Source organism: Leisingera sp. S2M4 (genome assembly GCF_055398055.1).
This window is the reverse complement of the sequence record NZ_AP040861.1, coordinates 1,263,648-1,275,000: the sequence shown is the minus strand read 5'-3', so window position 1 is coordinate 1,275,000 and position 11,353 is coordinate 1,263,648. Positions and strand designations below refer to the sequence as shown.

Below are 11,353 nucleotides of genomic sequence, written 5' to 3'. Positions count from 1 at the left end.
AATACGTCATGTTTCCTCAGACGTCCCAGGGTCTGCCCGGCTGAAACGACAGTGTTGTCCAAGTCAAGTACACTAACCCGCAAGATCGACAGATCTTGCAACAAGTTCCTGGTCACCGACATGACCGGGAGCGGGATAGTTTGCTTTTTGGTTCAGAAACAGAGGCGCCGGTTTCCTACCAGCTTCCGGTGCCGCGACGTGCAGATGCACTGTCTCTTTCTGGATCAAATCAAGCGCGAGAAGGGCGTTTGGTGGATGCCTTGGCAGTAAGAGGCGATGAAAGACGTGATACCCTGCGATAAGCCATGGGGAGCCGGGAATAGGCTTTGATCCATGGATCTCTGAATGGGGGAACCCACCTGAAAGTTCGTTATTGTTACCTCCGGTAATCAATAATGGGCTTAACCAGGTACTTAAGGACTGAATACATAGGTCTTTAAGAGCAAACCCGGGGAACTGAAACATCTAAGTACCCGGAGGAAAGGACATCAATAGAGACTCCGTTAGTAGTGGCGAGCGAACGCGGACCAGCCGAGCCTGATGAGTGAGAAGAACATGTTGGGAAACATGGCCAGAGAGGGTGACAGCCCCGTATTCGAAGCTCTGAAGGACGTATCAAGTAGGGCGGGACACGTGAAATCCTGTTCGAAGATCGGAGGACCACCTCCGAAGGCTAAGTACTCCTTACTGACCGATAGCGAACCAGTACCGTGAGGGAAAGGTGAAAAGCACCCCGACGAGGGGAGTGAAACAGTACCTGAAACCGAACGCCTACAATCAGTTGGAGGCCCCTTGAGGGCTGACAGCGTACCTTTTGTATAATGGGTCATCGACTTGGTCTCACGAGCAAGCTTAAGCCGCTAGGCGGAGGCGCAGCGAAAGCGAGTCTTAATAGGGCGCATGAGTTCGTGGGATCAGACCCGAAACCGAGTGATCTAGGCATGGCCAGGTTGAAGGTGCGGTAACACGCACTGGAGGACCGAACCCACATCTGTTGAAAAAGATCGGGATGAGCTGTGCCTAGGGGTGAAAGGCCAATCAAACTCGGAGATAGCTGGTTCTCTGCGAAATCTATTTAGGTAGAGCGTCATCCGAATACCCCGGGGGGTAGAGCACTGGATGGGTAATGGGGCCCCACAGGCTTACTGATCCTAACCAAACTCCGAATACCCGGGAGTACTAGATGGCAGACACACTGCGGGTGCTAACGCCCGTAGTGGAGAGGGAAACAACCCTGACCTCCGGCTAAGGCCCCCAATTCATGGCTAAGTGGGAAAGCAGGTGGGATGTCCAAAACAACCAGGAGGTTGGCTTAGAAGCAGCCATCCTTTAAAGATAGCGTAACAGCTCACTGGTCTAAATAAGACGTCCTGCGGCGAAGATGTAACGGGGCTCAAGCCATGAGCCGAAGCCGAGGATGCACATAGTGCATGGTAGCAGAGCGTAGTGTGACATAGTCTCATTCCTCCTTAGTTCCTCCGGGAACATTGGAGGAGAGAGGCTTTCGATGAAGCCGGGGCGTGAGCCATCCGGTGGAGAGATCACTAGCGAGAATGATGACATGAGTAGCGACAAAGAGTGTGAGAGACACTCTCGCCGAAAGTCCAAGGGTTCCTGCTTAAAGCTAATCTGAGCAGGGTAAGCCGGCCCCTAAGCCGAGGCCGAAAGGCGTAGGCGATGGGAACCAGGTTAATATTCCTGGGCCAGGAGGATGTGACGGATTGCAAAGGTAGTTCACTCTTATCGGATTGAGTGGGCTGCTCAGCAGTCCCTGGAAATAGCCCTCCATCAGACCGTACCCTAAACCGACACAGGTGGACTGGTAGAGAATACCAAGGCGCTTGAGAGAACGATGTTGAAGGAACTCGGCAAAATACCTCCGTAAGTTCGCGAGAAGGAGGCCCGGGTTCAAGGCAACTTGGATCCGGGGGCACAAACCAGGGGGTGGCGACTGTTTATTAAAAACACAGGGCTCTGCGAAGTCGCAAGACGACGTATAGGGTCTGACGCCTGCCCGGTGCCTGAAGGTTAAAAGGAGGGGTGAGAGCTCCGAATTGAAGCCCAGGTAAACGGCGGCCGTAACTATAACGGTCCTAAGGTAGCGAAATTCCTTGTCGGGTAAGTTCCGACCTGCACGAATGGCGTAACGACTTCCCCGCTGTCTCCAACATCGACTCAGCGAAATTGAATTGCCTGTCAAGATGCAGGCTTCCCGCGGTTAGACGGAAAGACCCCGTGCACCTTTACTACAGCTTCGCACTGGCATCAGGATTGTGATGTGCAGGATAGGTGGTAGGCATCGAAACCAGAACGCAAGTTCCGGTGGAGCCTCCCTTGAGATACCACCCTTCGCACTCTTGATGTCTAACCGCGGTCCGTTATCCGGATCCGGGACCCTGCGTGGCGGGTAGTTTGACTGGGGCGGTCGCCTCCTAAAGAGTAACGGAGGCGCGCGAAGGTTGGCTCAGAGCGGTCGGAAATCGCTCGTTGAGTGCAATGGCAGAAGCCAGCCTGACTGCAAGACTGACAAGTCGAGCAGAGACGAAAGTCGGCCATAGTGATCCGGTGGTCCCGCGTGGAAGGGCCATCGCTCAACGGATAAAAGGTACGCCGGGGATAACAGGCTGATACTGCCCAAGAGTCCATATCGACGGCAGTGTTTGGCACCTCGATGTCGGCTCATCTCATCCTGGGGCTGGAGCAGGTCCCAAGGGTACGGCTGTTCGCCGTTTAAAGAGGTACGTGAGCTGGGTTTAGAACGTCGTGAGACAGTTCGGTCCCTATCTGCCGTGGGTGTAGGATACTTGAGAGGAGTTGCCCCTAGTACGAGAGGACCGGGGTGAACGATCCACTGGTGGACCTGTTGTTGCGCCAGCAGCAGTGCAGGGTAGCTATGATCGGACAGGATAACCGCTGAAGGCATCTAAGCGGGAAGCCCCCCTCAAAACAAGGTATCCCTGAGGGCCGTGGAAGACCACCACGCCAATAGGCCGGAGGTGTAAGCGCAGCAATGCGTTCAGCTGACCGGTACTAATCGCCCGATAGGCTTGATTTGATCCAGTAACAGACAGTGTTACAGGAAACAGAAAGAAAACCATCCAAAACACAAAACCTGGACAACGTTGATTGTAACCGACGCAGGTTGTTCTGCCTGCCGCCAATCGGCGGTGACATAACAACCCAGCGGCAACGCGCATTTGCTTCGCAAACACGCTGCCTGCCGCTCGCCTGCCTTGCTCCGCAAGGCCGTCGGATTTGGATTTTCCTCGGTTTGGTGGCTACAGCACAAGTGAAACACCCGGTCCCATCCCGAACCCGGAAGTTAAGCACTGTCGCGCCGATGGTACTTGGGCTCAAGCCCTGGGAGAGTAGGTCACCGCCAAACCTAGTAAAATCCAAAACCTCTCTTCAACGATACAAGATTACCCGGAAAACGCGCCGATACGGCAAGTCACCGGATAATAACCGGCCTCAAGTAGCGATCCGCGCGGTAGGCCAAAAAAAGTGTCGCGGGATGGAGCAGCCAGGTAGCTCGTCAGGCTCATAACCTGAAGGTCGCAGGTTCAAATCCTGCTCCCGCAACCAATCTTCACGACAAAGCCTCCGCAAAAAGCGGGGGCTTCTTCGGTTCAGCGCTCCCCAAAGCCATGAGCCCGGCCAGTTCCCCAATAGGCTCAAGCTGATGGCCGCCCGGCGCATCCGCGTCCGGAACTATCCGTACCCGCGAAATCAGCGTCCGTAGATCAGCTGTCTCGTCCTAAGGGCTGTCGGTACGGCATCGGGGACATGTCCCAAACTCGGGCAAAACCTGTATGCACGAGTATTTTCAAGCCTGTACTGCGTGAGCTGATCGCTTTCGCCCACAAGGGGCCGACCGCTTGATGCAGCGAAAAAGAATTGCGCGATAGTGATTTCGTCGCGGTGGGCGTCAACATACCACGCGGCTGCATTCTATCCCTGAGGGCGCGCCTGATGTATCGGTATAGATCGGACCGTTTGAAACAAGGAAGAAAGCCACGACATGAAACTGCTTCGCTTTGGGGCGCCCGGCGCCGAGAAACCGGGTCTTCTGCACACGGATGGCAGCATCCGGGATCTTTCTGGTTTGATCGACGACCTGTCCGGCAGGCACCTCTATCCCGACAGTCTGAAACGGTTGGCCGACGCGGATATCGATGCGTTGCCCGTGGTTGAAGGCAACCCGCGCCTTGGGCCGCCGATTGCCGGAACCGGAAAATTCATCTGCATCGGGCTCAATTACGCTGACCACGCGGCCGAAAGCGGGCTTGCGGTGCCGTCGGAGCCGGTGGTCTTCATGAAGGCGACCTCGGCCATCTGCGGTGCGAATGATCCCATCATCATCCCCCGAGGTTCTCAAAAGACCGACTGGGAGGTGGAACTGGCGGTGGTGATCGGCAAACCGGCCAAATATGTCAGCGAGGCCGAGGCTATGGATCATGTCGCTGGCTACGCGGTGGCCAATGATGTCTCGGAACGCGCCTTCCAGATCGAACGGGAAGGCCAGTGGACCAAGGGCAAAAGCTGCGACAATTTTGGCCAGATCGGGCCTTGGCTGGTGACACGGGACGAGGTTGCCGATCCGCAGAACCTGCCCATGTGGCTGAAGGTCAATGGTGAGACCATGCAGGATGGCTCCACGTCGACGATGGTCTACGGAGTTGCCTATCTGGTTCACTACCTGAGTCAATTCATGACCCTGCACCCCGGTGACGTGATCTCAACCGGGACCCCGCCGGGTGTTGGCATGGGCATGAAGCCCCAGCGCTATCTGAAGGCGGGCGATGTCGTGGAACTGGGTATCAAAGGGCTGGGCCAGCAGCGTCAGGACGTGATCGCGGACTAGGGCGCTGTTCAGATCGGCCCGTCGCGCGGCCCACGTGTTGTCAGTCACGTTGCGGCGACGTGAGCGGAACGGTCTCAAGGCCGCGCGGTTCGGCCCTTCGGGCAGTCTTATGGCATAGGTATCGGGCCGCTGTGCCTTAGCGGCACTGGTCTGGATGTGCCGCGGCAAAAGCCGGGTGCTGGACGCAGACTGTTTCGGCGGCGCAAATACGGGGCAGGTCGGCGAAATCGACCTCCCAGCGCCGGGCGTTGTAGAGTTGCGGCATGAGACAAATGTCGGCGAGGCCCGGTGTGTCGCCCGTGCAGTAGGGCGTTTGTTCGAAACCGGCGAGCAAACGTTCAAACGCCTGCAGGCCAGGGCGGATGAAGTGCTGCATCCAGGCTTTGGGCATGTCTTCGGCGCTGCCGCTGAGGCCGGTTGCGTGTTTGGCAACTTGCAGGTTGCAGACCGGGTGGACGTCCACAGCGACGGAATGCGCCAGCGCGCGCGTTCGGGCACGGTCTCCGGGATCAGCGGGCAAGAGCCCGAGTTGGCGGGTCTCGTCCAGATAGTCCAGTATGGCGAGTGATTGCGTGAGACGCAGCCCGTCGATGTCCAGTACGGGCACCAGACCTTGTGGATTGCGTTCCAGGTGCGCCGTGGTCCTGTGTTCGCCCTTCACCAGATCGATCGGTACGCTCTCAAACGCGATCCCCGCCAGGTTAAGAGCGATCCGCACTCGGTAGCTGGCGGAGGACCGCCAGTAGTCAAACAAAACTGTCTTGCCCATTGGTATCTCCCCGTTGCGATGCAAGCTTGCGGTCGCAACCCTATTGCGGGTGGCGTGCCGCGGCCGTCAGCGCCTGTTTCAGAATGCTGCGGTCGCCGATGTGATTGGCCAGCACCAGTACCAACCGTGCGTTCAGCGCATCGCTTTCGGCCTTGCTCAGCCCTTCGTGCGCCGCCAGGAGATCGGCGTAGAAATCATCTGCGTCATCGATATTGGGCGTGAGAATCAGGTGATCTGTGTCTTCCATCGCGATTACTCCTTGCCAGTGGCGCGTCGAATGGCCTGGCGGATGAGGTTGTCGTCATAGCTGGGGCGACGGGCCGCGACGTGCTGATCGGGCCGGATCAGGTATACGGCGCTGGCGTTGTCTCCCAGGTAGCGTTCTTTCAACGCGCTGTGGGTATTGGCCTGCGTGGACAGCGCCAACCTGCGCACGCTGATACCCGCTTCCTGGATCAGGTCGGGGGCGTCGGCGTTGATGGTCAGCAGGATGAACTCTCCGCCCAGGTGGTCCAACAGAAAACCGTCGTCCAGCGGCGCATCGGGGCAGGGGGCGCCGGGGCGGCTGCGGGCGGGGCCGTCCAGCGCGTCCGCTGAATTCAACGGGGATCCGTCGTGGATGCAGGGCACCGACAGGCGCCCCGAGTTCACCAGTGGTCGGGCAAAGGGATGATGTTCCGACAGATCCAGCACAGCGTCGCGCAAGATGCGGCTCATTTCGGACTTCGGCGTGATGAAATCGGTCGACCGCGAGGAATTCAGGATGTTCTCGTCCGCGCCCTGAATGCGCTCGGCGTCGTAGCTGTCCAGCAGGCTTTCGGGCGCCTTGCCGTCTAGCACCAGCGCCAGTTTCCAGCACAGGTTGTCGCTGTCCTGCAGGCCGGAGTTGGCACCGCGGGCGCCGAAGGGCGAAACCTGATGCGCGGAATCGCCGGCAAAGATCACCCTGCCGTGGCGGAACTTCTCCATCCGGCGGCATTGGAACGTGTAGATCGATACCCACTCCAGCTGGAATTCGACCTCTTCGCCCAGCATCGCCTTTAGCCGCGGGATGACGTTTTCGGGGCGTTTCTCGCGTTCCTTGTCGATGTCCCAGCCCAGCTGCAGGTCAATCCGCCAGACGCCGTCCGGCTGCTTGTGCAACAGCGCCGACTGGCCCCGGTTGAAGGGCGGATCGAACCAGAACCAGCGCTCGGTCGGAAAATCCGCCTCCATCACCACGTCGGCAATCAGGAAATTGTCTTCGAAAACCCGGCCGACGAAATCCAGTCCCAGCATGCGCCGGGTGGGGGAGCTCGCGCCGTCGCAGGCAATCAGCCAATCGGCCTCCAGGCCGTAAGGCCCATCGGGGGTATCGATCTCGAGCGCCACGTGATCTGGCTGCGCGTCAATTGCGGTCACCTTGTTGCGGCCGCGGATCTCGATTTGGCCGCCCTGTCGTTGCAGCTCGCGGATCCGCTCCACCAGCTGCGCTTCCAGATAGTATTGCTGCAGGTTGATGAAGGCGGGGCGCTTGTGTCCGTCTTCGGGCAGCAGGTTGAACTCATAGACCTGGCGCTCGTCGAAGAACACCTTGCCGACGTTCCACTGCACGCCCTTGTCGACCATCGGCTGGCCGCAGCCCAGCCGGTCGAGGATCTCCAGCGGGCGCTTGGCAAAGCAGATCGCGCGCGAGCCGGTGCTGACCCTGTCGTTGTCGTCCAGCACCACCACGGCGACGCCCTGCTGCGCCAAGTCCACGGCGGCCGCCAGCCCCACGGGGCCGGCCCCGATCACCACAACCTTGTGGCGGACGGGGCGGGCCGCGCCCTGATCCGCGTGGCGCGAATAGGGGTACATGGGCTCCTCAAAGATCTTGTTCATCCGCTTTCCTCCCGGGTCGAGGCCGCCTTTAGACACAGCATCCCCGCGTTCCGGCAGGCGGCTGCCGGAAGGATGCTCCAACCTCTCATGCCTGTGCCCGGGGCGGCAGGATCTTGGTCACTGCGCCCCGGCCGTGATGTCTGCGCGCCTAGCCTTGCAGAGCCTCCCACATTTCCAGATCGCGCTGCGCGGTCCAGATGCGGGGCGTGTCGATGCCGCGAGCCTCGTCAAAGGCGCGGGCGACGTTGAAGGGCAGGCAGTGTTCATAGATCGCGTAGTCGGCGAACTTGGGATCGCATTCGGCACGCACCGCGTCCCAGGCCTCTTTCAGGGTGCCATTGCGGGCGGCAACTTTGGCCGCCGGGCGGTAGGTGCTTTCGACGAAGTCGCGGGTGTTCTCGATGGCGGCGTTGACCATCTCCTGACCGACCAGTGCATCGCCCCGACCCGGTGCGATGGCGTCCAGCTCATAGGCCTTGATGTTGTCGAGCGTCCGGCCCCAGTCGCTGAAATGCCCGTCACCGCAATAGCAGGCCGAGTGGTATTCCACGATGTCGCCGGTGAACATCACGTTCTGGTCCGGCACATGGATCACCGCATCACCGGCGGTATGGGCGCGGCCCAGATGCTTGATGTCGACCCGGCGGTTGCCGAGGTAGACAGTCATGCCATCGGAGAAGGTGGTGGTGGGCCAGGTCAGGCCGGGGATGCTTTCATGGCCTTCGAACAGCCGCGGGAAACGCTGGAATTCGCTGTCCCAGTCCTCCTGCCCGCGTTCTACCACCATGGCGCGCGCCTTGTCCGACATGATGATGTTCTGCGCGCCAAAGGCCGAGGCGCCGAGCACGCGCACGGCGTGATAGTGGGTCAGCACCACGTGGGTGATCGGTTTGTCGGTGACGGAGCGCACGCACTCGATGACCTTGTTGGCCAGCCGCGGGGTGGCCTGCGCCTCGACGATCATCACGGAGTCGTCCCCGATGATGACTCCGGAGTTCGGATCACCTTCGGCGGTGAAGGCATAAAGCCCGTCGCCGATCTCATCAAAGGTGATCTTCTTTTCGGTCAGGTCCCCTTGGGACGCAAAAGCTTTTGCCATTTCGGTCTTCCTTATCTTGCGAAGGGGTCTTCAAGCGCGGGCAGGACGGTTCCCGTGCAATCTCCGAACCCGATCGTATAGCCATCGCCCCTGGCCGCGCCCTTCAGCGTGAGCGTATCGCCGTCCTCGATGAAGGAGCGTTCCTCGCCGCTGTCCAGCGTGAGGGGCTCCTTGCCGCCCCAGCTGAGTTCCAGCAGGGAGCCGCGGCTTTCCTTGGTGGCACCGGAGATCGTACCGGAACCAAGAAGATCGCCGGCGTTCATCGGGCAGCCCGAGGTGGTGTGATGCGCCAGCTGTTGCGCGGCGGAGTAGTACATTTCCCGGTAGTTGGTCCGGGCGATGGTGGTCGCGTCCTTGCCTTCCGGTGCCATGGTGACTTCGAGATCGATGTCATAAAGCATCGGCCCGCAGTCCTTCAGATGGTCCAGCAGTTCGACCTCGCGCTCGGGCGTGTCGCAGCGGAACGGCTCCAGCGCCGGTTTGGTGACAATCCAGGGGGAGATCGAGGTCGCGGTTGCCTTGGCCTGGAACGGCCCCAGCGGCTGGTATTCCCAGGCCTGGATGTCGCGCGCCGACCAGTCGTTCAGCAGCACGTAGCCGAAGATGTGATCGTCTGCCTCCTGCACGGTGATCGGGCCATCCGTGGGGGTGCCGACAATTGCGCCCATCTCCAGCTCGATGTCGAAGCGCGCACAGGGCGCCCACCGCGGCTTGTCGTCATTCGGCCCTTTCAGCTGGCCCCAGGGGCGGCGTATGTCGGTGCCCGAGACAACGACCGAAGAGGCCCGCCCGTTATAACCGATCGGGATGTGCAGCCAGTTCGGCGGCAGCGCATTCTCCGGGCCACGGAACATGGTGCCGACGTTGAAGGCATGGTTCTTGCCCGCATAGAAATCGGTGTATTCGCTCACTGCGAAGGGCATGTGCAGCTCGGCGTCGGCTTGCGCCACCAGATGCGGTTTGACCTTGTCCTTCTCCGGCGACCCTTCGGCCAGCAAGGCGGTCAACCGCTCGCGCAGCGCCGCCCAGACCGCCGGGCCTTGCTCCATCAGGTCATTCCAATAGGGCACATCGAACAGCGGCGTGTCGACCAGCTGCACCAGCCCGGCCTCTTCGGCGGACTGCATGTCGAGGATCAGGTCGCCGATCGCCACGCCGCAGCGCGGATCATCGCCGTCGATGGAAAAGACGCCATAGGGCAGGTTGTTCAGCGGGAACGGGTGGGCCGCATCATTGGCCGAGGCCACCCAGGATTTCAGCAAAGGCATGGTGTCTCCAGTTTCCGGATCCGCGGATCCTCTTCATCTTTCCGGAAATACTCCGGGGGTGAATGGACCCCTCGGGGTCCAGAGGGGGCAGCGCCCCCCGCACCAAGATCATTTCAGGCCGGGCGTGCCGTCGAATTTCTTCTCGATGTCGCTCCAGCAGTCGATGTAATCATCCTGCAACGGCGCTTCCTTGGCTGCAAATGCCGTGAGATGCTGCGGGAAGCGGGTCTCGAACATGAAGGACATGGTGTTTTCCAGCTTCTCGGGGCCGAGATTGGAGCTCGACGCGCCCTCGAAGGCGTTCTTGTCCGGCCCGTGCGGCAGCATCATGTTGTGTAAGCTCATACCGCCCGGCACGAACCCTTGGGGTTTGGCATCATACTGGCCATAGATATTGCCCATCAGCTCCGACATGATGTTCTTGTGATACCACGGCGGGCGGAAGGTGTTTTCGGCCACCATCCAGCGATCGCGGAACAGTACGAAATCGATGTTCGCGGTGCCCGGCACGCCCGACGGTGCCGTCAGCACGGTAAAGATCGACGGATCCGGGTGGTCGAACAGAATCGCCCCGACCGGGCAATAGGTGGTCAGGTCATATTTGTAGGGCGCGTAGTTGCCATGCCAAGCGACCACGTCCAGCGGCGAGTGGCCGATCCGGGTCTGGTGGAACTGGCCGCACCACTTGATGGTCACGGTCGAGGGCACCTCGCGGTCCTCGAAGGCCGCCACCGGCGCCTTGAAATCGCGCGGATTGGCGAGGCAGTTGGCGCCGATCGGGCCGCGAGCTGGCAGTTCGAACTTCTGGCCGTAGTTCTCGCAGACGAAGCCGCGGCAGGGGCCTTCGAGCACCTCGACCCGGTACACCAGCCCGCGCGGGATGATTGCGATCTCCTGCGGGGCGAGGTCGATGATCCCCAGCTCGGTCGCAAAGCGCAGGCGACCTTCCTGCGGGACAACCAGCAATTCGGAATCGGCCGAGTAGAAGTAGCTGTCGACCATCGACTCGGTCACCAGGTAGATGTGGCTCGCCATGCCGATCTGGGTGTTCACATCCCCCGCGGTCGTCATCGTCCGCATGCCGGTGAGCCAGGTCAGACCCTCATCGGAATGCGCTACCGGATCCCAGCGGTATTGGCCAAGGGAGACCACGTCCGGATCCACGCAGGGGGCCGATTTCCAATAGGGCAGGTCAATCTTCTCGTAGCGGTGCGAATGCTTGACCGAGGGGCGAATCCGGTAGGTCCAGGTGCGTTCCGGCGGATCGGCGGTAAAGGCGGTGCCGCTCAGCTGTTCGCCATAAAGGCCGTAGTTGCATTTCTGCGGGCTGTTCATGCCCTGCGGCAGCGCACCGGGCAGCGCCTCGGTTTCAAAGTCATTGCCAAAGCCTGGCATGTAGCCCGCGTTCGGCCCTTCCAGCGAAGGCGCCTGGGTCATCTGATGGGAATCTGCGGTCCGGGTCATTAGCGCGTTCCTCCTGTCTCTGCTTG

7 protein-coding genes, 1 tRNA gene and 2 rRNA genes are annotated in these 11,353 nt (G+C 60.3%); 4 read left to right on the top strand and 6 right to left on the bottom strand.

What is annotated here, in order from left to right; all coding sequences use genetic code 11:
- Nucleotides 1-227: 227 nt before the first annotated feature.
- The 4 genes from ACZ52D_RS06310 (at nt 228) to ACZ52D_RS06295 (ending at nt 4,864) form a co-directional block, all read left to right on the top strand.
- Nucleotides 228-3,055: ribosomal RNA gene (locus tag ACZ52D_RS06310) — 23S ribosomal RNA — on the top strand.
- 215 nt (nt 3,056-3,270) lie between these two features.
- A 5S ribosomal RNA gene (gene rrf, locus ACZ52D_RS06305) occupies nt 3,271-3,385 on the top strand.
- A 123-nt stretch (nt 3,386-3,508) separates the two neighbouring features.
- Nucleotides 3,509-3,585, top strand: a tRNA-Met gene (locus ACZ52D_RS06300).
- A 436-nt stretch (nt 3,586-4,021) separates the two neighbouring features.
- On the top strand, nt 4,022-4,864 hold the full coding sequence (locus ACZ52D_RS06295) for a fumarylacetoacetate hydrolase family protein (protein ID WP_464442872.1): 843 nt from the start codon (nt 4,022-4,024) through the stop codon (nt 4,862-4,864).
- A gap of 136 nt (nt 4,865-5,000) precedes the next feature.
- On the opposite strand, the gene maiA is transcribed toward ACZ52D_RS06295, so the two are convergent.
- The 6 genes from maiA to hmgA form a co-directional block, all read right to left on the bottom strand.
- Complete coding sequence (gene maiA / locus ACZ52D_RS06290) at nt 5,001-5,633, bottom strand: maleylacetoacetate isomerase (protein WP_464442871.1); 633 nt, start codon at nt 5,631-5,633, stop codon at nt 5,001-5,003.
- 40 nt (nt 5,634-5,673) lie between these two features.
- Nucleotides 5,674-5,880 carry a DUF2783 domain-containing protein gene (locus tag ACZ52D_RS06285; protein WP_464442870.1) on the bottom strand — a complete coding sequence of 69 codons (207 nt, stop codon included), beginning with the start codon at nt 5,878-5,880 and terminating at the stop codon, nt 5,674-5,676.
- Nucleotides 5,881-5,885: 5 nt separating this feature from the next.
- A complete protein-coding gene (locus tag ACZ52D_RS06280; RefSeq protein ID WP_464442869.1) occupies nt 5,886-7,496 on the bottom strand; it encodes an FAD-dependent oxidoreductase in 1,611 nt (536 codons plus the stop codon).
- A gap of 148 nt (nt 7,497-7,644) precedes the next feature.
- Nucleotides 7,645-8,595: an MBL fold metallo-hydrolase gene (locus tag ACZ52D_RS06275; RefSeq protein ID WP_222456220.1), complete on the bottom strand. Its 951-nt coding sequence runs from the start codon at nt 8,593-8,595 to the stop codon at nt 7,645-7,647.
- An 11-nt stretch (nt 8,596-8,606) separates the two neighbouring features.
- A complete protein-coding gene (gene fahA, locus ACZ52D_RS06270) occupies nt 8,607-9,863 on the bottom strand; it encodes a fumarylacetoacetase (RefSeq protein WP_464442868.1) in 1,257 nt (418 codons plus the stop codon).
- 108 nt (nt 9,864-9,971) lie between these two features.
- On the bottom strand, nt 9,972-11,327 hold the full coding sequence (hmgA, locus tag ACZ52D_RS06265; protein WP_464442867.1) for a homogentisate 1,2-dioxygenase: 1,356 nt from the start codon (nt 11,325-11,327) through the stop codon (nt 9,972-9,974).
- Nucleotides 11,328-11,353 lie beyond the last annotated feature (26 nt).

Bases quoted from the DNA above. Each gene is read 5' to 3' on its own strand.
- fahA (WP_464442868.1), bottom strand. From the start codon at position 9,863: ATGCCTTTGCTGAAATCCTGGGTGGCCTCGGCCAATGATGCGGCCCAC.
- ACZ52D_RS06275 (WP_222456220.1), bottom strand. From the start codon at position 8,595: ATGGCAAAAGCTTTTGCGTCCCAAGGGGACCTGACCGAAAAGAAGATC.
- hmgA (WP_464442867.1), bottom strand. From the start codon at position 11,327: ATGACCCGGACCGCAGATTCCCATCAGATGACCCAGGCGCCTTCGCTG.
- maiA (WP_464442871.1), bottom strand. From the start codon at position 5,633: ATGGGCAAGACAGTTTTGTTTGACTACTGGCGGTCCTCCGCCAGCTAC.
- ACZ52D_RS06280 (WP_464442869.1), bottom strand. From the start codon at position 7,496: ATGAACAAGATCTTTGAGGAGCCCATGTACCCCTATTCGCGCCACGCG.
- ACZ52D_RS06295 (WP_464442872.1), top strand. From the start codon at position 4,022: ATGAAACTGCTTCGCTTTGGGGCGCCCGGCGCCGAGAAACCGGGTCTT.
- ACZ52D_RS06285 (WP_464442870.1), bottom strand. From the start codon at position 5,880: ATGGAAGACACAGATCACCTGATTCTCACGCCCAATATCGATGACGCA.